19 protein-coding genes are annotated in these 19,682 nt (G+C 61.4%); 11 read left to right on the top strand and 8 right to left on the bottom strand.

Annotation, left to right across the window (positions count from 1 at the left end; genetic code table 11):
- The first annotated feature begins 264 nt into the window (after positions 1 to 264).
- From QU606_RS17540 to QU606_RS17505, 8 genes are all read left to right on the top strand, one after another.
- Positions 265 to 1,548, top strand: a complete 1,284-nt coding sequence (locus QU606_RS17540) for a sugar ABC transporter substrate-binding protein (RefSeq protein ID WP_168233115.1) — start codon at positions 265 to 267, stop codon at positions 1,546 to 1,548.
- Positions 1,549 to 1,682: 134 nt separating this feature from the next.
- Entirely contained in the window at positions 1,683 to 2,573 is an 891-nt protein-coding gene (locus tag QU606_RS17535) for a carbohydrate ABC transporter permease (RefSeq protein ID WP_024075147.1), read from the top strand.
- A gap of 10 nt (positions 2,574 to 2,583) precedes the next feature.
- A complete protein-coding gene (locus tag QU606_RS17530) occupies positions 2,584 to 3,414 on the top strand; it encodes a carbohydrate ABC transporter permease (protein WP_005788583.1) in 831 nt (276 codons plus the stop codon).
- A gap of 36 nt (positions 3,415 to 3,450) precedes the next feature.
- On the top strand, positions 3,451 to 4,554 hold the full coding sequence (locus QU606_RS17525; RefSeq protein ID WP_024075146.1) for an ABC transporter ATP-binding protein: 1,104 nt from the start codon (positions 3,451 to 3,453) through the stop codon (positions 4,552 to 4,554).
- An 18-nt stretch (positions 4,555 to 4,572) separates the two neighbouring features.
- Positions 4,573 to 6,054, top strand: coding sequence for a mannitol dehydrogenase family protein (locus QU606_RS17520; RefSeq protein ID WP_024075145.1), 1,482 nt, complete (start codon positions 4,573 to 4,575; stop codon positions 6,052 to 6,054).
- Between the two features lie 136 nt (positions 6,055 to 6,190).
- Positions 6,191 to 7,672 carry a xylulokinase gene (xylB, locus tag QU606_RS17515; RefSeq protein ID WP_304997249.1) on the top strand — a complete coding sequence of 494 codons (1,482 nt, stop codon included), beginning with the start codon at positions 6,191 to 6,193 and terminating at the stop codon, positions 7,670 to 7,672.
- A gap of 12 nt (positions 7,673 to 7,684) precedes the next feature.
- Entirely contained in the window at positions 7,685 to 8,623 is a 939-nt protein-coding gene (locus QU606_RS17510; RefSeq protein ID WP_024075143.1) for a carbohydrate kinase, read from the top strand.
- A 99-nt stretch (positions 8,624 to 8,722) separates the two neighbouring features.
- Positions 8,723 to 8,992: a DUF2790 domain-containing protein gene (locus QU606_RS17505; RefSeq protein ID WP_024075142.1), complete on the top strand. Its 270-nt coding sequence runs from the start codon at positions 8,723 to 8,725 to the stop codon at positions 8,990 to 8,992.
- Positions 8,993 to 9,053: 61 nt separating this feature from the next.
- Here the strand turns inward: QU606_RS17505 and QU606_RS17500 are convergent, their stop codons facing one another.
- Entirely contained in the window at positions 9,054 to 9,323 is a 270-nt protein-coding gene (locus tag QU606_RS17500) for a DUF1652 domain-containing protein (protein ID WP_024075141.1), read from the bottom strand.
- Positions 9,324 to 9,568: 245 nt separating this feature from the next.
- Positions 9,569 to 10,591: a threonine ammonia-lyase, biosynthetic gene (gene ilvA / locus QU606_RS17495; RefSeq protein ID WP_024075140.1), complete on the bottom strand. Its 1,023-nt coding sequence runs from the start codon at positions 10,589 to 10,591 to the stop codon at positions 9,569 to 9,571.
- A 272-nt stretch (positions 10,592 to 10,863) separates the two neighbouring features.
- Here ilvA and QU606_RS17490 point away from each other — a divergent pair, with 272 nt between their 5' ends.
- Positions 10,864 to 11,067: a ParD-like family protein gene (locus QU606_RS17490; RefSeq protein WP_024075139.1), complete on the top strand. Its 204-nt coding sequence runs from the start codon at positions 10,864 to 10,866 to the stop codon at positions 11,065 to 11,067.
- Positions 11,064 to 11,819, top strand: a complete 756-nt coding sequence (map, locus tag QU606_RS17485; protein ID WP_168233090.1) for a type I methionyl aminopeptidase — start codon at positions 11,064 to 11,066, stop codon at positions 11,817 to 11,819. Before QU606_RS17490 ends, map begins: the two co-directional genes overlap by 4 nt.
- A gap of 151 nt (positions 11,820 to 11,970) precedes the next feature.
- On the opposite strand, the gene pepN is transcribed toward map, so the two are convergent.
- The 6 genes from pepN to QU606_RS17455 are packed head-to-tail and all read right to left on the bottom strand — an operon-like array spanning position 11,971 to position 18,470.
- The gene (gene pepN, locus QU606_RS17480) at positions 11,971 to 14,628 is read right to left on the bottom strand and encodes an aminopeptidase N (protein WP_304997248.1); all 2,658 of its coding nucleotides are present in this window, start codon (positions 14,626 to 14,628) and stop codon (positions 11,971 to 11,973) included.
- Positions 14,629 to 14,640: 12 nt separating this feature from the next.
- On the bottom strand, positions 14,641 to 15,471 hold the full coding sequence (locus QU606_RS17475; protein ID WP_304997247.1) for a DUF2797 domain-containing protein: 831 nt from the start codon (positions 15,469 to 15,471) through the stop codon (positions 14,641 to 14,643).
- Entirely contained in the window at positions 15,468 to 15,728 is a 261-nt protein-coding gene (locus QU606_RS17470) for a YeaC family protein (RefSeq protein ID WP_017528545.1), read from the bottom strand. The genes QU606_RS17475 and QU606_RS17470 overlap by 4 nt, the downstream gene beginning before the upstream one ends.
- 14 nt (positions 15,729 to 15,742) lie before the next feature.
- Positions 15,743 to 16,612 (bottom strand): rhomboid family intramembrane serine protease, encoded by an 870-nt coding sequence (locus tag QU606_RS17465; protein WP_024075135.1) that lies wholly within the window; start codon positions 16,610 to 16,612, stop codon positions 15,743 to 15,745.
- A complete protein-coding gene (locus tag QU606_RS17460) occupies positions 16,609 to 17,583 on the bottom strand; it encodes a metallophosphoesterase (protein WP_162163607.1) in 975 nt (324 codons plus the stop codon). The genes QU606_RS17465 and QU606_RS17460 overlap by 4 nt, the downstream gene beginning before the upstream one ends.
- The gene (locus QU606_RS17455; protein ID WP_003217892.1) at positions 17,580 to 18,470 is read right to left on the bottom strand and encodes an NAD(+) kinase; all 891 of its coding nucleotides are present in this window, start codon (positions 18,468 to 18,470) and stop codon (positions 17,580 to 17,582) included. Before QU606_RS17455 ends, QU606_RS17460 begins: the two co-directional genes overlap by 4 nt.
- 143 nt (positions 18,471 to 18,613) lie before the next feature.
- On the opposite strand from QU606_RS17455, the gene QU606_RS17450 reads away from it, so the two are divergent.
- On the top strand, positions 18,614 to 19,564 hold the full coding sequence (locus QU606_RS17450; RefSeq protein ID WP_304997246.1) for a DUF1853 family protein: 951 nt from the start codon (positions 18,614 to 18,616) through the stop codon (positions 19,562 to 19,564).
- The last annotated feature ends 118 nt before the right edge of the window (positions 19,565 to 19,682 follow it).

The following is a 19,682-nucleotide window of genomic DNA, read 5'->3' as shown; positions in this document are numbered from 1 at the left end:
GGCACTGTTGCGCAATGCGCAGTGCCAGGACTCCGTAAAAGTGTCCGGCTCAACGGCCAGGCCGAGATCGAGTGCAAAAAAGTATCAGTCCCAGTGTTCCCAAGGATTTGTCACCACCCCGTTTGAGGGCTGTAATCAACGCACACTCTTCCTGGCTCCTTGCGGGAAGACACAACAACAATAACTGTCCTTCTGTAGCCCCTGGGCGCAGAAATGGAGTGCGCGATGAAGTTCCCAGCAAAAGCACTGCTTGTCTCCACTTGCATGACTACCTGCATGACCCTCAGCGCCGTCAGCCTCGGCGCGCAAACCCTGACCATTGCCACCGTCAACAACAGCGACATGATCCGCATGCAAAAGCTCTCGAAAACCTTCGAGACCGCGCACCCGGAGATCAAGCTGAATTGGGTCGTGCTGGAAGAAAACGTGTTGCGCCAACGCCTGACCACCGACATCGCCACCCAAGGCGGGCAGTTCGATGTATTGACCATTGGCATGTACGAAGCTGCACTGTGGGGCGCCAAGGGTTGGCTGGAACCGATGAAAGACCTTCCGGCCTCCTACAACCTGGACGATGTGTTCCCTTCCGTGCGTGACGGGTTGTCCGTCAAGGGCTCGCTGTATGCCCTGCCGTTCTATGCCGAAAGTTCGATCACCTATTACCGCACCGACCTGTTCAAAAATGCCGGGCTGAGCATGCCTGAGCATCCGACCTGGACCCAGATCGGCGAATACGCGGCCAAACTCACCGACAAGAGCAAAGAGCAATACGGCCTGTGCCTGCGCGGCAAAGCCGGCTGGGGCGAGAACATGGCGCTGATCACCACGCTGGCCAACGGTTACGGCGCGCGCTGGTTCGATGAGAAGTGGCAGCCGGAATTCAATGGCCCTGAGTGGAAGGAGGCGCTGACCTTCTACGTCGACAACATGAAAAAATCCGGCCCGCCGGGTGCTTCCAGCAACGGTTTCAACGAAAACCTGGCGCTGTTCAACAGCGGCAAGTGTGCAATCTGGGTCGACGCCAGCGTCGCCGGCTCGTTCGTGACCGACAAGACCCAAAGCAAAGTGGCCGATCATGTGGGCTTCACCTTTGCCCCGCACGAAAAAACCGACAAAGGCACCTCATGGCTGTACTCCTGGTCCTTGGCCATCCCGACCAGTTCCAAGGCCAAGGACGCCGCCAAGACCTTCACCACCTGGGCGACTTCCGAGGAATACAGCCAACTGGTGGCCAAGACCGACGGCATCGCCAACGTACCGCCAGGTACCCGCAAGTCGACCTACAGCGACGAGTACATGAAGGCCGCGCCGTTCGCCAAGGTGACCCTGGAGTCGCTGAAAGTCGCCGACCCGACCAAGCCGACCCTCAAGCCGGTGCCGTATATCGGTATCCAACTGGTGACCATTCCTGAGTTCCAGGCGATCGGTACCCAGGTCGGCAAGTTCTTCTCGGGCGCGTTGACCGGCCAGCAAACGGTCGATGCCGCACTGACCGCCGCGCAGACCACCACCGAGCGTGAAATGAAGCGGGCCGGTTACCCCAAGTAACCCCCGATCCTGTAGGAGCGAGCTTGCTCGCGAAAAAGGTACATCCGACGCCGCAATGCGCCTGAAATACCTTCGCGAGCAAGCTCGCTCCTACAGGGGTTTTGCGCCCCCGTCTCTAATCGGTCCTGATCACCATGAATACACCCACCAAAAACCGCCTGGCCAACCCCGGCTGGTTTCTCGTCAGCCCCTCGGTGGCCTTGCTGCTGCTGTGGATGATCGTGCCGCTGGGCATGACCCTGTACTTTTCGCTGATCCGCTACAACCTGCTCTACCCTGGCGAAAACCAGTTCGTGGGGCTGGAAAACTTCACTTACTTCATCACCGACTCGGGCTTCCTGCCCGGCGCTACCAATACGTTGTTGCTGGTAGGCAGCGTGCTGCTGATCAGCGTGGTATTCGGCGTGCTGATCAGTGCCCTGCTGGAGGCCAGTGAGTTCCTGGGGCGTGGCATTGTCCGGGTGCTGCTGATTTCGCCGTTTTTCATCATGCCCACCGTCGGTGCGCTGATCTGGAAGAACCTGATTTTCCACCCGGTGTCGGGGATTCTCGCGGCCGTGTGGAAGTTCTTCGGCGCCGAGCCGGTGGACTGGCTGGCGCACTATCCGCTGCTGTCGATCATCATCATTGTGTCGTGGCAATGGCTGCCCTTCGCGATCCTGCTGCTGATGACCGCCATGCAGTCCCTCGATCAGGAACAAAAGGAAGCGGCGCGCCTGGACGGGGCCGGCGCCATCGCGATCTTCTGGCACCTGACCCTGCCCCACCTGGCCCGCCCGATTGCGGTGGTGGTGATGATCGAGACCATCTTCCTGCTTTCGGTGTTCGCCGAAATCTTCACCACCACCAACGGTGGCCCCGGCTACGCCTCGACCAACCTCGCCTACCTGATCTACAACCAGGCGCTGGTGCAGTTCGACGTCGGCATGGCCTCGGCCGGCGGCTTGATTGCCGTGGTCATTGCCAATATCGCGGCGATCATCCTGGTGCGGATGATCGGCAAAAACCTGACTGACAAGCCTTGAGGGCCGCGCCATGACACTCCAACAATCCCGCCGCCTGCAAAGCCTGTTGCTCGGCACCCTGGCCTGGGCCATCGCGATCCTGATTTTCTTCCCGATCTTCTGGATGGTGCTGACCAGCTTCAAGACCGAAATCGACGCGTTCGCCACGCCGCCGCAGTTCATCTTCACGCCGACGCTGGAGAACTACCTGCACATCAACGAACGCAGCAACTACTTCGCCTACGCCTGGAACTCAGTGGTGATCTCATTCAGCGCCACGGCCCTGTGCCTGCTGATCTCGGTACCGGCCGCCTACTCCATGGCGTTCTATGAAACCCAGCGCACCAAAGGCACCCTGCTGTGGATGCTGTCGACCAAAATGCTGCCTCCGGTAGGCGTACTGATGCCGATCTACCTGCTGGCCAAGAGCTTTGGCCTGTTGGATACGCGCATCGCGCTGATCATCATCTACACCCTGATCAACCTGCCGATCGTGGTGTGGATGGTTTACACCTACTTCAAGGACATCCCGAAAGACATCCTCGAAGCCGCCCGCCTCGATGGCGCCACCCTGTGGCAGGAAATGGTGCGGGTGCTGCTGCCGATCGCCAAGGGCGGGCTGGCCTCCACCGTGCTGCTGTCGCTGATCCTGTGCTGGAACGAGGCGTTCTGGTCGTTGAACCTGACCTCGTCGAGTGCCGCGCCGCTGACCGCGCTGATTGCCTCCTACTCCAGCCCCGAAGGCTTGTTCTGGGCCAAATTGTCTGCCGTGTCGACCCTGGCCTGTGCGCCGATCCTGATCTTCGGCTGGATCAGCCAGAAACAGCTGGTGCGCGGCCTGTCCTTCGGCGCCGTGAAATAACGGTTTCCATAAAAATTAAAAGAGGAGGCCCATCCCATGGCCAACCTGAAAATCAAGAATCTGCAAAAAGGCTTCGAAGGCTTCTCCATCATCAAGGGCATCGACCTGGAAGTGCACGACAAGGAATTCGTGGTCTTCGTCGGCCCCTCGGGCTGCGGTAAATCGACCCTGCTGCGCCTGATCGCCGGCCTGGAAGAAGTCAGCGAAGGCACCATCGAACTCGATGGCCGCGACATCACCGAAGTCACCCCCGCCAAGCGCGACCTGGCGATGGTGTTCCAGACCTACGCGCTGTACCCGCACATGAGCGTGCGCAAGAACATGTCGTTTGCCCTGGATTTGGCCGGCGTCGACAAGAAGCTGGTGGAGAGCAAGGTCAACGAAGCGGCGCGCATCCTGGAGCTGGGCCCGTTGCTGGAGCGCAAGCCCAAGCAACTGTCCGGCGGCCAGCGCCAGCGCGTGGCGATTGGCCGGGCGATTGTGCGTAACCCGAAGATCTTCCTGTTCGACGAACCGCTGTCCAACCTCGACGCTGCGCTGCGCGTACAGATGCGCCTGGAACTGGCGCGCCTGCATAAAGAACTGCAAGCGACCATGATCTACGTGACCCACGACCAGGTCGAGGCCATGACCCTGGCCGACAAGGTCGTGGTGCTCAACAGTGGCCGCATCGAACAGGTCGGCTCGCCGCTGGAGCTCTACCACCAGCCGGCCAACCTGTTTGTGGCGGGCTTTCTCGGCACACCGAAGATGGGCTTTCTCAAGGGCAAGGTCACTCGCGTCGACGGCCAGGGCTGCGACGTGCAACTGGATGCCGGCACCCTGATCAGCCTGCCCCTGAGCGGCGCCAGCCTGAGCGTAGGCAGTGCGGTGACCCTGGGTATTCGTCCGGAGCACCTGGAAATCGCCACGCAAGGGCAGACCAGCCTGACCGTCACCGCCGATGTCGGGGAACGCCTGGGCAGTGACACCTTCTGCCACGTCAACACCACCAACGGCGAACCGCTGACCATGCGGATTCGCGGTGACATGGCCAGCCAATATGGCGAGACCCTGCACCTGCACCTCGACCCGGCGCACTGCCACCTGTTCGACACCGATGGCGTGGCCGTGGCCCGCCCACTGCGCGCTGCCGCCTGATTTCGCGAGTATTTCGTTATGAAGCTGAACAAACAGAACCTCAACCGGCTGGCGCCGCACGTGAAACTGCCGACCTACGACATTGCCAGCACCACCCAGGGCATCGCGCACATTGGTGTCGGCGGCTTCCACCGCGCGCACCAGGCGTATTACACCGATGCGCTGATGAACACCGGGGTTGGCCTGGACTGGAGCATCTGCGGTGTCGGCCTGCGCGCCGAGGACCGCAAGGCGCGCGACGACCTGGCCGGCCAGGACTACCTGTTCACCCTGTATGAACTGGGCGATACCGACGACACCGAAGTGCGTGTGATCGGTTCCCTCAGCGACATGCTGCTGGCCGAAGACGGTGCCCAGGCGCTGATCGACAAACTGGCCAGCCCAGCCATTCGTATCGTGTCGCTGACCATCACCGAGGGCGGCTACTGCATTGACGACAGCAACGGCGAGTTCATGGCCCACTTGCCGCAGATCCAGCACGACCTGGCCCACCCGACAGCGCCGAAAACCGTGTTCGGCTTTATCTGCGCCGCGCTGACCCAACGCCGTGCCAGCGGCACGCCAGCCTTCACGGTGATGTCCTGCGATAACCTGCCACACAACGGCGCCGTGACGCGCAAGGCCCTGCTGGCGTTCGCCGCCCTGCACGACGCCGAACTACATGACTGGATCAAGGCCAACGTAAGCTTCCCGAATGCCATGGTCGACCGCATCACGCCAATGACCAGCACCGCCCACCGCCTGCAACTGCACGACGAGCACGGCATCGACGATGCCTGGCCAGTGGTGTGCGAACCCTTTGTGCAGTGGGTGCTGGAAGACAAGTTCGTCAACGGCCGCCCGGCCTGGGAACAGGTCGGCGTCCAGTTCACCGACGACGTGACGCCCTATGAGGAAATGAAGATCGGCCTGCTCAATGGCAGCCACCTGGCCTTGACCTACCTGGGTTTTCTCAAAGGCTATCGGTTTGTGCACGAGACCATGAATGACCCGCTGTTCGTCGCGTATATGCGCACGTACATGGACCTCGACGTCACGCCGAACCTGGCGCCGGTGCCGGGGATCGACCTGACCGAGTACAAGCAGACCCTGGTGGATCGTTTCTCCAACCAGGCGATTGCCGATCAGCTGGAACGGGTGTGTTCGGACGGCTCGTCGAAATTTCCCAAGTTCACCGTGCCGACCATCAACCGCCTGATTGCCGATGGGCGCGAGACGGAGCGCGCGGCGCTGGTCGTCGCTGCCTGGGCCTTGTATTTGAAGGGCGTGGATGAGAATGGGGTGAGCTACAAGATCCCGGATCCGCGCGCGGAGTTCTGCCAAGGCCTGGTGAGTGACGAGGGGCTGATCAGTCAGCGGTTGCTGGGCGTGGAGGAGATTTTCGGCAAGGCTATTCCCAACTCGCCTGAATTTGTGGCAGCGTTCGAGCGGTGCTATGGGAGCCTGCGCGACCACGGCGTCACCGCGACCCTGCAACAGCTTCTGAAGCAACCGGCTTAAAACTGTGGAGGGGGCTTGCCCCCGATAGCGCTGGGTCAGTAAAGAACATTTACACTGAAACACCGCCATCGGGGGCAAGCCCCCTCCCATATTTAAAGCGCATTTACAATCCAACAATAATGCTGAGCAAACCATCATGACCCAGCAAAACCTGTTCCTCGGCATCGACTGCGGCACCCAAGGCACCAAGGCGATCGTCCTCGACGCCTCCAGCGGTAAGGTCCTGGGCCTGGGCGCCGCCGCACATACGCTGATCAGCGGCGCCAATGGCCGTCGCGAACAGCACACCCAGGAGTGGCTCGACGCCTTTACCGAGGCCACCCACCGCGCCCTGCAACAGGCCGGCGTGGACGGCCAGGACATCCTCGGCATCGGCGTGTCCGGCCAGCAGCACGGCCTGGTGCTGCTGGATGACAGCGGCCAGGTGCTGCGCCCGGCCAAGCTGTGGTGCGACACCGAAACCGCGCCGGAGAACCAGCGCCTGCTGGCCTACCTGGGCGGCGAGAGCGGCTCGCTGGAACGCCTGGGCGTGGCGATTGCGCCGGGCTACACCGTGTCGAAACTGCTGTGGACCCTTGAGCAGCACCCGCACATCTTCGCGCGCATCGCCCACGTCCTGCTGCCCCACGACTACCTCAACTACTGGCTCACCGGCCGCGCCGTCGCGGAATACGGCGACGCCTCGGGCACCGGTTACTTCAACGTGCGCACCCGTGAATGGGATGTGGCGTTGCTCAAGCACATCGACCCCAGCGGGCGCCTGGAAGCGGCCTTGCCGGAACTGATCGAAGCCGACCACACCATTGGCACGATCCTCCCCGCCATCGCCGAACGCCTGGGCATCAACCCCGAGGCCATCGTTTCGAGCGGCGGCGGCGACAACATGATGGGCGCCATCGGCACCGGCAATATCGCGCCCGGCGTGATCACCATGAGCCTGGGCTCCTCGGGCACCGTGTATGCCTTTGCCGACCAGCCCAATGTGAGCCCGCAGGCGTCGGTCGCAACCTTCTGTTCATCCAGCGGCGGCTGGTTGCCATTGATCTGCACCATGAACCTGACCAATGCCACCGGGGTGATTCGCGAACTGTTCGATCTCGACCTGGCCACGTTCAACGCCCTGGTCGAACAGGCGCCCATCGGCGCCGACGGCGTCAGCATGCTGCCGTTCCTCAACGGCGAACGCGTGCCCGCCCTGCCCCATGCCACGGGTAGCCTGCACGGCCTCACCATGACCAACCTGACCCGCGCCAACCTGTGCCGCGCCGTCGTCGAGGGCACCACCTTCGGCCTGCGCTACGGCCTCGACCTGCTGCGCCAGACCGGCCTGCAAAGCCAATGCATCCGCCTGATCGGCGGTGGTTCGAAAAGTCCGGTGTGGCGGCAGATGGTCGCCGATATCATGAACACCGAAGTCATCTGCACCGAACAAAGCGAAGCCGCCGCCCTGGGCGCGGCGATCCAGGCTGCATGGAGCCAGTCCGGCGAATCCCTGGCCAGCCTGTGCGACAAATGCGTGAGTGTCGATCCGGCCAGCCGTACCCTGCCGGTGGCCGCCAGTGTCAGCGCCTACCAACAGGCTTACGAACGCTATCAACAGCATGTGGCAACCCTTTAAGAGCGAACAACTATGTATCTGGTGTGCGGTGAGGCGCTGTTTGATTTTTTCAGTGAGGAGGATGCCAGCGGGCAGGCTTCCAGGGTCAATTACCAGGCGATTGCTGGCGGTTCGCCGTTCAACGTGGCGGTGGGTCTGCGCCGCCTGGGCATCGAGGCCGGGCTGTTTGGCGGGCTGTCCACCGACTTCCTCGGCCGGCGCTTATTGCAGGTGCTGAAAGACGAAGGCGTAAGCGAACAGTTCCTGGTGGAATTCGCCGCGCCGACCACCCTGTCGATGGTCGCGGTGGGCGCCAATGGCTCACCGCAGTACAACTTCCGGGGTGAAGGCTGCGCGGACCGGCTGTTGGAAGTCGCGCATTTGCCGGTCCTCGGTGATGAGGTACGCGGCCTGCATATCGGCTCGTTCTCCCTGGTGGTACAGCCGATTGGCGACACTCTGCTGAGCCTGGTCAAGCGCGAAAGCGGCAAGCGCCTGATCAGCCTCGACCCGAATGTGCGGCTTAACCCGCAGCCCGACATCCAGCTCTGGCGCGAACGCGTGGCGGAACTGGTCAAGTACGCCGACCTGATCAAGGTCAGCGATGAAGACCTGCACCTGCTCTACCCCGACCAATCGCCGGAAAGCGTGCTGCAAGGCTGGCTGCAACACCGTTGCCAGTTGGTGTTCCTGACCCGTGGCGGCGATGGCGCCAGCGTGTTCAGCCGCCAGCATGGCAACTGGTCCGCGCCGGCGGTCAAGGTGGTGATGGCCGATACCGTGGGGGCTGGCGATACCTTCCAGGCCGCGCTGATTGCCTGGCTGACCGAACAGCAATTGGATTCGGTCGAGGGCTTGCAACAGCTGACCCGCGCGCAGATCGACGCCATGCTCGGCTTCGCCATCCGCGCCGCAGCGTTGACCTGCGGCAAGACCGGGCCGGACCTGCCGTATCGCCACCAATTGGGCTGAACCACGCATTCATGAAGGTTTTGTCAGCGAAGTAGAAATTAATCGATGGTTAATCCCGCAAGCCGAGGGTAACGGTGTATCCACTTGCGGAGAACCACCATGAAACTGCGTACATTCATGCTCGGCGGCGCACTGGCGCTGGCAGCGGTGTCGGGTCTGGCCCAGGCCGACGATCAAGACGCCGCGGCCAAACCCGTGCCTTACCATTACGGCATGCCGATGAACATCGCCAAGGTCCTGGCCATGAACGAAGCCCCGACCGATGACTGCAAGGTCATCGACGCGGATATCAAGTTCGTGGACAAGGCGGGCAAAGTCGAAGATGTCAGCTATCGGAAACTGTCCGAAGCCTGCGACTTCCAGAATTGATGGGCGGGCATAAACAGCGTTGGGCCTGGCAATCACCAGGCCCAGCGTTCATGTCCAACTATCAGAAGTGACTGCGCCCAGCGGCTCTTTGCAGGACCGGTGCCTGTGACTGCTTCAGGTCTTCGCGTAATCCAGTAATCAGATTGCAAATTGCGCGACTGCTGTCGAGTTTGTCGGCGTTTATACCTTTGACTTCCAGGTCCACGCGGTCGCGGTCGCGGTCGTCATAGACCTTGATCGTCAACGAAGCATCTTCGGCTTTGATACATTCACACCGTTTAGGCAGAAAACTTCCTTCAATAATGCTGCGAAGTTCTAAATCTGAAAGCATGGCCAACCTCTCCTTTTTATGAGACTGCCAACAATTGTTATAGGCCTGGCAGGCGCGTGCCTGCCACGTCTTGCCAACCCTGGCAGACGCTTACAACTTCCAAGCGTACTCGGCAAAATCCAATGCCGTTGTAACCTTTCCTCATAAGCAAGGCGCCATTTTGTATAACTTTGTGCAAGTCCGGATCGCACGAGTTAGATCATCGCCGAACAGCTTCGATTAAACGTTTAACCCTGGCCTTCGGATTAAACAGCCGCCTGCGCAGCCACTCTTTCAGCAACATATCGCAAACTATCAAAGTTGATATTGGCGCCCGAGTTGATTGCCACCAGCGTCTGCCCACGCACGCCGTTTTGGCCGACATAGTGACGAATACCCGCCACGGCCAACGCGCCGGAGGGTTCGGTGATGGACCGGGTATCGTCATAGATCAACTTGATCGCACTGCACAGTTCATCGTTGCTGACAGTGATGACTTCATCCACCCAATCCCGGCAGATTTCATAGCCATATGCGCCGATCTGCGCCACGGCAGTGCCGTCGGCAAACCCGTCGACACTGGGCAGCACCACCCGCTCGCCCGCGCGCAGGGCGGCCAACAGGCAACTCGAACCTTCCGGCTCGACGCCGATGATGCGCACCTGTGGCCGCAGGTATTTGACGTATGCCGCGATCCCAGCGATCAGGCCACCGCCGCCCACCGGCACGAAGATCGCGTCCAACGCGCCCTGCTGCTGGCGCAGGATCTCCATGGCCACGGTGCCCTGGCCAGCGATGACGTCCGGGTCATCGAACGGTGAGACAAAGGTGCAACCGGACGTCTCGGCCAGTTGCAGCGCATGGGCCAGGGCCAATGGAAAGCTCGCACCATGCAGCACCGCTTCGCTGCCCCGGGAGCGCACACCCAGCACTTTCAATTCCGGCGTACTGCACGGCATGACGATGCGTGCCTGGATCCCCAGCTCGCGCGCTGCCAGGGCGACACCCTGGGCGTGGTTGCCCGCCGAAGCGGTCACCACGCCGCGAGCCTTCTGCTCATCGCTCAGTTGCACCAACTTGTTGTAGGCACCGCGAATCTTGAAGGAAAAGGTCGGCTGCAAGTCTTCGCGCTTGAGCAGCACCTGGTTGCCCAGCAATGCCGACAACGCCGGGGCGGCTTGCAGCGGCGTGCGCAGCGCCAGGTTATAGACCGGGGCGGCGAGGATCTTCTTCACATAGTGCTCAAGCAATCCCGTGTCGGCAGTGTGGGGCGCTGTGCAGGTGCTCATGGGTGTCTCCTGGCTTGCTTAAAGGGCCCTGGAGACGGAAAAACAAAACCCGCCTCTAGGGCGGGTTTGGGTACAGCCGTGCGCTATCCCGCCAAATGAGGAATGGCGGTAATAATGCTTGGCTGGCTGCGAAGGGTTTGAAATGTCATGTATCGAAATTACCCGGCGGGTACAGGGCAAGTCAATGGCCCAACACCATTTAGCGCGTGGGGGTTTACTCAGAATATACGAAACGTATACGCTTCATATATTCAATCAACACAGTGAACACCATGGGCATCGTCAAGATCACCGACCAATTGCACGAACAACTGCGCCTGGCCAGCGCCGCGATGGATCGTTCCATCAACGCCCAGGCCGAGTTCTGGATCAAGATCGGCCTGCTGGCCGAGCTCAACCCCAGCCTGCCGTACAACGAGCTGATCAACAAACTGTTGCTGGACAAGCCCGACCTGATCCGAGGCCGCAGCCAATGATCAAGACCCCTGCCCAACTGACCGTGATGCGCGAAGCCGGTCGCCTGCTGGCCCAGGTGTTCAGCATGCTCGATGGTTTTGTCATCGCCGGCCGTTCCACCCTGGAGCTGGACGCGGCGGTCGAAGCCTTCATCCGCAACGACTTGAAGGCCCGCCCGGCCAGCCTCGGACAATACGACTACCCCTTCTCCATCAACACCTCGATCAACGAAGTGGTGTGCCACGGCATGCCCAGTGCCAAGGACGTCCTCAAGGACGGCGACATCATCAACATCGACATCACCCTGGAAAAAGGCGGCTTCATCGCCGACTCCAGCAAGATGTACATGATTGGCAACGTCCCCCCCAAGGCCCGGCGCCTGGTTGAAATGACCTTCGAAGCCATGTGGGCCGGCATCCGCCAAGTCAAGCCAGGCGCGCGCCTGGGCGATATCGGCCATGCGATCCAAAGCCACGCGCAAGCCAACGGCTACAGCGTGGTGCGTGAATACTGCGGCCACGGCATTGGCCGGCAGATGCATGAAGAGCCGCAGGTCCTGCACTTCGGCCGCCCCGGCACCGGGCTGGAACTGCGAGAAGGCATGGTGTTTACCATCGAGCCGATGCTCAACCAGGGCAGCGCCAAAGTGCGCAGCCTGAAAGACGGCTGGACGGTGGTGACCAAGGACAACAGCCTGTCGGCGCAGTGGGAACATACCGTCGCCGTGACACGGGACGGGTTCGAGGTGCTGACCCTGCAAAAAACCGACTGACCCATAAGCTGTGGGGCGGCCTGGACAGCGTGTGTCAGCCAATACTCAGTGCCCACATTCAAACCAACAGCCCTTCAGCCCACTGGACCGCACGCAAAAAAAACGGCCCACCGAGCAATCGGTGGGCCGTTTTTGTCAACCAACCCGCGCGTTACGCCAGGCTCTTGCTGACCACCTCAAACACATCACTGGACAATTCACCCGAGCCACGAATACGTTCCAGCTCCGCCTTCATCAGCGCCTGCCGCGCGCTGTCGTATTTACGCCAGCGAGTCAACGGCGCCAACTGGCGCGAAGCGATTTGTGGGTTGAACGCATTCAGCTGGATCACCAGGTCCGCCAGGAAGCGATAGCCCGAGCCATCCGCCGCATGGAAGTTGATCAGGTTCTGCCCGGCAAACGCGCCAATCAGTGCACGCACCTTGTTCGGGTTCTTGATCGTGAATGCCGGGTGCTCCATCAACGCCTTGACCCGCGCCAACCCGCCGGGCAAGACGCTGGCGGCCTGCACACTGAACCATTGATCCATGACCAGCGGGTTGTCCTTGAAGTTCTCAGCGAATACCGCCAACGCCTTGGCTTTTTCCGCCTCGAATGGCGAATTCACCAGCACCGCCAGCGCGGTCAAGCGTTCGGTCATGTTGTCGCTGGTATCAAACTGGTCCAGCGTCGCCGCCAGCACTTCGGGCTTGCCGCTGAGCATCAGGTACGACAGCGCGATGTTCTGCAAGGCGCGACGGGCAAAATGCTCGGCCGCGGGCACGTACGGGGTTTGCTTGGACTGCTCACGGTTGGCCTGGTAACGCAGCCACAGCCCTTCGAACAGTTGGTCGGCCAGTTGCTTGCGGGCAAACTCGCGGGCGGCGTGGATGGCGTCGACATCGGCCACTTCACTGATTTCGGTCAAGTAGGCTTCACCCGGCAGCGAGAGCATCTCCGCGACCATGGCCTGGTCCAGGCTGTCATCGCTCAACACGCTGCGCAGTGCATCGATCAGGCGTTGATCCAGCTTCAGCGGTTGCCCGGCCTGATGTTGGCCGATCAGTTCCTGCAACACCTGCACCGACAGTTGCTGGCCGGCATCCCAGCGGTTGAAGCCGTCGCTGTCGTGCTGCATCAGGAACATCAGTTGATCGCGGGTGTACGGGAAGCTCAGTTTCACCGGCGCCGAGAAGCCACGCAACAACGACGGCAACGGCTGTTCGGCGATATCGACGAAGGTGAAGGTCTGCTCGGCTTCGGTCACCGAAATCACACGCGAAGTACCGCCCGCCGCCGCCTCACCGGCCAGGCGCAACGCGATACCGGCGCCCTGCCCGTCCAGCAGGCCCAATTCCACGGGAATCACAAACGGCAGTTTCTCCACCTTGTCTGGGGTGGCCGGGCAGCTCTGACGGAAGGTCAGGCTGTAGGTTTTTGCCGCGGCGTCGTAAGACTCGCTGACCGCCAGGCGTGGCGTGCCGGCCTGGCTGTACCAGCGTTTGAACTGGCTGAGGTCGGCACCGTTGGCGTCTTCCATGGCCTTGACGAAATCGTCGCAGGTCACGGCCTGGCCGTCATGGCGTTCGAAATACAGGTCGCTGCCTTTACGGAAGCCTTCGGCGCCGAGCAAGGTATGGATCATGCCGACCACTTCCGAGCCTTTTTCGTACACAGTCAAGGTGTAGAAGTTGGAGATCTCGATAAAGCTGTCCGGGCGCACGGCATGGGCCATGGGGCCGGCGTCTTCAGCGAACTGGTGGGTGCGCAGGTAAGCCACGTCCTGGATGCGCTTGACCGTGGCCGAGTTCATGTCGGCGGAAAAGCACGAATCACGGAATACGGTAAAGCCTTCTTTCAGCGACAGCTGGAACCAGTCGCGACAGGTCACGCGGTTGCCCGACCAGTTGTGGAAATATTCGTGGGCGACGATTGCCTCGACCCGCTGGTGCGCGGCGTCGGTGGCGGTTTCGGCGCGCGCCAGCACGGCGCTGGAGTTGAAGATATTGAGGCCCTTGTTCTCCATGGCGCCCATGTTGAAGTCGTTGACCGCCACGATCATGAAGATGTCGAGGTCGTACTCACGGCCGTAGGTTTCTTCATCCCAGCGCATGGACTTTTTCAGGCTGGTCATGGCGTGCTGGCACTTGTCGATATTTTCCGGCTCGACATAGATACGCAGCGCCACGGTGCGGTCAGTCATGGTGGTGAAGGTGTCTTCGACACACCATAGGTCACCGGCTACCAGCGCGAACAGGTAGGCCGGCTTCTTGAACGGGTCTTCCCAGGTCGCCCAGTGGCGGCCATCCTCGCCGGGGCCGCTGGCGATGGGGTTACCGTTGGACAGCAGGATCGGATAGCGATGTTGCTCGGCGATCACCGTGGTGGTGAAGGTGCTCATCACGTCCGGGCGGTCGAGGTAGTAGGTGATCTTGCGGAACCCTTCGGCCTCGCACTGGGTGCAGAACATGCTGCCGGATTTGTACAGGCCTTCCAGCGCGGTGTTGGTTTCCGGGTGGATGCGCACGCTGGTGTCGACCGTGAACGTCCCGTCGGTCGGCTGCAGGGTCAGGTGGCTATCGGTCAGTTGGTAGTCGGCCGCGGTCAGTTCACGGTCGCCCAGATTCACGCTCAGCAGCTCCAACTGCTGGCCATCGAGTACCAGCGGCGGCAAGCCGGCGCCGCGCTCGGGGTTACGGCGCATCACCAGTTGCGCGTGGACCAGGCTGTGGTCCTCGAACAACTCGAAGGTCAGGTGCGTCTCTTCGATCAGGTAATCCGGCGCCTGATAGTCCTTCAGGTAAATCATCTTCGGTTGTTCGGTGCGCATGAGGGGATCCTTTTACTGATGCACGGCGAGCTGGTAGGCCGTGTACTTACGAATATTAATGACGCCGGTGTCGAAGATCAGGTACTGGCCCTTGATCCCCAGCAGCGTACCTTCGGCAATCGGGTTCTTGTCCAGGTTGAAGCTGACGATCTTGTTCGGATACTGCTCGATCGGGTAGCGAATTTCGATCGGTTCGATGTCGGCAATGGTCTGGATGGCGTGCAGACCAAAGCGTTCCTGCAAACCCAGCAGGCCTTCGGCGCAGGACGCAAACAGCTCGTCGCGTACCTGCTTGAGGTCGACCGATTGCGCATCGCCCTTGAGCAACGCACGCCAGTTGGTCTTGTCAGCGACCTGGCTGCGGAACAGGTCCTCGACGAAACCGGACTGCTGGCGTGTTGCAACCCGCATGATCGGCAGCGCCTGGCTGGCGCCCTGGTCGAGCCAACGGGTGGGCAGTTGGGTGGCGCGGGTGATGCCGACCTTGATCCCCGACGAATTGGCCAGGTACACCACATGGTCGGTCATGCAGAACTGTTCGCCCCAGCTGGGATCACGGCAGGTGCCGGCGTCGTAATGGCAACGCTCGGGGCTCATGATGCACAGGTCGCACTGGGCCAGCTTGGTCATGCACGGGTAGCAATAACCCTGGCTGAAGCTGGTCTTGGTCTTGCGGCCGCAATGGCTGCAATGGATGGCGCCGAGATACTCCAGGCGTACATGGGTGCCGATCAACGGGTTGACCGGCACCTCGGTATCGCCTAGCCGAAACGCGTACTGAACGGTCGGCTCACCGAGTTGCGCCGACATTTTGCTGACTGCACCGCGACCGATTTCAATCAATGGATCGCATCCGACTTGAACAAGATGTTCGGCACGGTGGTCGACTTCGACTGGCATTCCTGCGGGCCCATGTAGCCGGTGCGCTGGTCTTCGGGCAGGTTCTGGATTTCCCAGGCGATCACCGCTTGCAGGGACAGCTCACGCTGTTCTGCAGTGAGCTTGCGGCCATCGGACCATTTACCGATTTCCACAGCGAGCTTGAGGCTCTCGTAGATATCCGGGGTGATGTTTTCGATCATTTCAGCAAAAGAGGACATGAGGCTCTTCCTTATCAAATAGAAGATTTGCGACGGCTGTACAAGCCGCCCAGCAAACCCGTCAGGCAACCGATAACCAGGCCGCCAACATGGGCAGCGTTGGCGATTTCACCGAAACCGATCATCGAGACCAGCCCCGACAGGCACAGAACCAGCCACACCAGCATCATCACCAGCACCCCACGGGGCAAGCGATAAGCCGGGTTGGGCGACAGCAATTGAAAGATCCAGCAATGCCCGAGCAGACCATACAACACGCCGGACAACCCACCAAACAGGCCAGGGCCGCCATAGGCGTATTGCGCGTAGTTGGAGACCAGGCTGAACAACAGGGTCAGGCCCAGCAGGTTGATGCCGCCCTGGCGCACTTCGATGCGCCGCCCCAGTTCCCAGTACCACATGCCGTTCATGGCCAGGTGCAGGATGCCGAAGTGGATCAGCATTGGCGTGATCAACCGCCACCACTGGCCGGAAGCCAATGAATCGGCCAATGGCGTGAACTGGATGTATTCGCCCGTCACCCGGAAGGGCAGGAACGTCAGCCAGCTCATGGCTTGCAGGTTTTCACCGAGCAAGGTCACCGCGCCGACAATGATGCTTGCCAGCAGCACCAAGGCGGTGACCGGGCTATGCCGCAATTGCTGGACAAAGCCCGGGCGCGAAACGGGCGCCTGCTCTGGAATATCCAATTGCTGGTCCGGGTCGCCCGCAGGAAAGCGTTCGTAGAGCACGCGTACGTCGTCGCTGATGGTCTCGGGCACCCACAACACCTGCTCGCCGGCTTCTTCGCTGACGCGATGGGGCACCTGCATGCGTTGCAGCAGTTTGACGAAACCGCCCAGGTCGACGCTCAGGGGCAAGCGCAATACGGGCACGGCACTCATACAATCACCTCGGGTCGCTCAACGTCCACCCATACGAATTTACCTGGATCCAGGCGGGTTTCCTGGTCCAGGCGGTAGGCCACCAACTTGCCGTACAGCACCGCGCTGTAGTCCAGGCAAGCCAGGTTCGGGCGGATCGGCGCCGGTTTGCCGCTGCGCCAGTAATGGCCGACGAACAGCAAGGGTTCGTCGACGCCGTAGCGCAGCAGGGAGTTCTTTTGGCTGGACGATAACGGTGTGCGTGCCACCGGCTCTGGCAAGGCATCGGGTTGGAACACGATGTCGCCGTAAGTCTTAGGGTCGTCCTCCCAGAATTTGGTGCGGAAGAAGGAACGTGTCAGTCCGTCGCCGCCGGTCAGGGTCAAGCCATCCGGCAGGCGCATGTCGGTACCGCGCAGCAGGCGGTCGAACGCGTTGCAGGCAAAACTGCCCGGCACGGCCGCGGCCTGCAGGAAATGCTGGTCGATGCAGCCGTCGGGGAAGGTTGCGCGCAGCGGCTGGATAAACCCGTCGTCCCAGCACGCATGCACCACGCGGAAACGCCCGGCGTCGACAAACAGCGGCATGTCATAGAACCAGCCGAGGAAGTCATGCCAGTCGGCGGGGTGATGCTCGAATTGGGTCAGGGTCTCGTGGATCAACCGCTCGTGCCGTGGGTTGTGCTCGCGCACGAACTGCTTGCCACTGCCGGGTGGCGCCGGCGTGGTCCAGCCCAGCGCATTGAATTCGTGGTTGCCCATGATGCACAACGCCTGGCCGGCCTCGGTCATGTCATGGACGATATGCAACGCCTCGCGAATGCGTGGGCCACGGTCGATGATATCGCCGAGGAACACCGCCATACGCGACGGATGGCGCCAGGTGCCAGCCTGTTTGTGATAGCCCAACAGGTCGAGCAAGTGCTCAAGGGTATGAGCGCAACCGTGCACGTCACCAATCAGGTCGTAGCTACGCGCGGGATCGAGCATCAGTCGCCTCCACCCCCCAAGCGGCTGCCCCAGCCCAACTTGGTACGGCACACTTCATAGTAGTTGTGGTCCAGCGGGTGGATCAGCCGCAGCTTTTGCGCCTTTTTGCTCACGGTGATGGTGTCACCGGGGGCGCAGGTGAAATGGTTCTGCCCGTCACAGGAGACTTGCGGGTAAATCTGCATGTCTTTGGAAACCACGATTTTCAGCTCACTGTTGCCGTCGACCACAATCGGCCTGCTGGACAACATATGGGGGTACATCGGCACGATCACAATGGCGTCGAGCTTGGGATGCATGATCGGGCCGCCCGCCGACAGTGCATAGGCGGTAGAACCGGTGGGCGTGGCGACGATCAGGCCGTCGGCCTTCTGGCTGCAGACGAACTGGCCGTCGATATACAGCTCGAACTCGATCATCCGCGTGGACTTGCCGGGGTGCAGCACCACATCATTGAGGGCATCGCCCTGGCCGATGGCTTCGCCGTGGCGGCGCACTTCGGCTTGCAGCAGGAAGCGGTTTTCCACCAGGTAATGGCCATCGAGCACCTTGGCCACTTCCACTTCCAGTTCATCGGGGCGGATATCGGTCAGGAAACCCAGGCTGCCACGGTTGATCCCCAGCACCGGCACGTTATGCCGCGCCAACGCCCGGGCGGCACCGAGCAAGCTGCCGTCGCCGCCGACCACGATGACCATGTCGCACACTTCGCCAAGCATCTTGCGCGACGAGGTCTGCAGGCCGTGGCCGGGGAGGATTTCAGCGATGGTGTCTTCGAGGATCACATGCAGGTGGCGTTCCAGCAGGAATTTTTTCAGCCGGCGGACGGTGTCCAACACCTGGGTACTGCCCAGGCGACCGATAATGCCGATATTGCGAAATTGCTCCATGGGGCTCCTGCGGGCTTGGGGTGTGGCAAAAAAGAACGATTATGGGCGAAAGGCTGCTTCAGGCAAAATCCTTTGTCGCCGTGAAGCCTTGATGACAACGCTTCTCAGCCACCTGACCCAGCGTAAAAGGCTATGCTCGGACCATGACTCTGTTCCCCGACTTGCACAACCTGCCCCGCCAGCTACGCCACCCCGAGGTGCGCGACCTGGCATGGGTGATGCTCGCCCCGCCGATGCTCGCGCAAACGCCTTGGCCGCAACGCCATCCGCTGGCGGGCAGTGACTGGGTGCAGGCGCCCGACCGCCTCGAACAGTGGCTGCGGCAATTGGACCAGGACAGCAGCGCCTTGCAGCATTGGTTGAACCTGTCACGCACCCGGCGCCTGGGCTTGTACTACGAGCGTCTGTGGCAGTTCGCCGTGCAGCATGCGCCGGGCGTGGAACTGCTCGCCGCCAACCTGCCGATCCGCCGCGCCGGGCATACCCTGGGCGAACTGGACATGCTGCTGCGCGACCGCGAAGGCGTGCACCACTTGGAACTGGCGATCAAGCTCTACCTCGGCCCGCAGGACGGCGATGGCCTGGACACCGCGCAATGGTTGGGCCCAGGCTGTCATGATCGGCTGGACCGCAAGCTGGCGCACCTGGCCCAGCATCAATTGCCGATCTCGGCACGGCCGGAAAGTCGCCAAGCGTTGTCGGCGTTGGATATCCAGCAGTTCGATGCGCATTTATGGCTCGGCGGCTACCTGCTGTATCCCTGGCCGGGCCAGGCCGAACCGCCCCGCGGCGCCCACCCCCAGCATCTGCGTGGGCGTTGGCTGCACCAGCGCGATTGGCGCGACTTTATCAGCACCCGCCCACCCGGCCGCTGGCAACCCCTGCCCCGGCACGCGTGGCTGGCGCCGGCGCATTACCCTGAGAGTGAGGTATGGAGCGAGGAACAGATGCAGGGATGGCTGACGGACCTCAACCCGATGGCACCGGCGCAGTTGCTGGTACGGCTGGTGCAGAGTGGAGAGGATTGGGAGGAAGCCGAGCGCTTGTTTCTGGTGGCGGATCTTTGGCCGAATGTGCCGGGGGCTGGCGGATAGATTGGGGGGGCTGTGAGAGCCTCATCGGGGGCAAGCCCCCTCCCACACTGACCGCATTCCAAATGCCTGTACTCGGTCAAATGTGGGAGGGGGCTTGCCCCCGATAGCGGCGACCCAG

The organism is Pseudomonas sp. OVF7, assembly GCF_030644265.1.
In the GTDB taxonomy this organism is placed as follows: Bacteria; Pseudomonadota; Gammaproteobacteria; order Pseudomonadales; family Pseudomonadaceae; genus Aquipseudomonas; species Aquipseudomonas gorinensis.
This window is presented reverse-complemented; position numbering and strand designations above follow the sequence as displayed.

Bases quoted from the DNA above. Each gene is read 5' to 3' on its own strand.
- QU606_RS17540 (WP_168233115.1), top strand. From the start codon at position 265: ATGACTACCTGCATGACCCTCAGCGCCGTCAGCCTCGGCGCGCAAACC.
- QU606_RS17535 (WP_024075147.1), top strand. From the start codon at position 1,683: ATGAATACACCCACCAAAAACCGCCTGGCCAACCCCGGCTGGTTTCTC.
- QU606_RS17530 (WP_005788583.1), top strand. From the start codon at position 2,584: ATGACACTCCAACAATCCCGCCGCCTGCAAAGCCTGTTGCTCGGCACC.
- QU606_RS17525 (WP_024075146.1), top strand. From the start codon at position 3,451: ATGGCCAACCTGAAAATCAAGAATCTGCAAAAAGGCTTCGAAGGCTTC.
- QU606_RS17520 (WP_024075145.1), top strand. From the start codon at position 4,573: ATGAAGCTGAACAAACAGAACCTCAACCGGCTGGCGCCGCACGTGAAA.
- xylB (WP_304997249.1), top strand. From the start codon at position 6,191: ATGACCCAGCAAAACCTGTTCCTCGGCATCGACTGCGGCACCCAAGGC.
- QU606_RS17510 (WP_024075143.1), top strand. From the start codon at position 7,685: ATGTATCTGGTGTGCGGTGAGGCGCTGTTTGATTTTTTCAGTGAGGAG.
- QU606_RS17505 (WP_024075142.1), top strand. From the start codon at position 8,723: ATGAAACTGCGTACATTCATGCTCGGCGGCGCACTGGCGCTGGCAGCG.
- QU606_RS17500 (WP_024075141.1), bottom strand. From the start codon at position 9,323: ATGCTTTCAGATTTAGAACTTCGCAGCATTATTGAAGGAAGTTTTCTG.
- ilvA (WP_024075140.1), bottom strand. From the start codon at position 10,591: ATGAGCACCTGCACAGCGCCCCACACTGCCGACACGGGATTGCTTGAG.
- QU606_RS17490 (WP_024075139.1), top strand. From the start codon at position 10,864: ATGGGCATCGTCAAGATCACCGACCAATTGCACGAACAACTGCGCCTG.
- map (WP_168233090.1), top strand. From the start codon at position 11,064: ATGATCAAGACCCCTGCCCAACTGACCGTGATGCGCGAAGCCGGTCGC.
- pepN (WP_304997248.1), bottom strand. From the start codon at position 14,628: ATGCGCACCGAACAACCGAAGATGATTTACCTGAAGGACTATCAGGCG.
- QU606_RS17470 (WP_017528545.1), bottom strand. From the start codon at position 15,728: ATGTCCTCTTTTGCTGAAATGATCGAAAACATCACCCCGGATATCTAC.
- QU606_RS17465 (WP_024075135.1), bottom strand. From the start codon at position 16,612: ATGAGTGCCGTGCCCGTATTGCGCTTGCCCCTGAGCGTCGACCTGGGC.
- QU606_RS17455 (WP_003217892.1), bottom strand. From the start codon at position 18,470: ATGGAGCAATTTCGCAATATCGGCATTATCGGTCGCCTGGGCAGTACC.
- QU606_RS17450 (WP_304997246.1), top strand. From the start codon at position 18,614: ATGACTCTGTTCCCCGACTTGCACAACCTGCCCCGCCAGCTACGCCAC.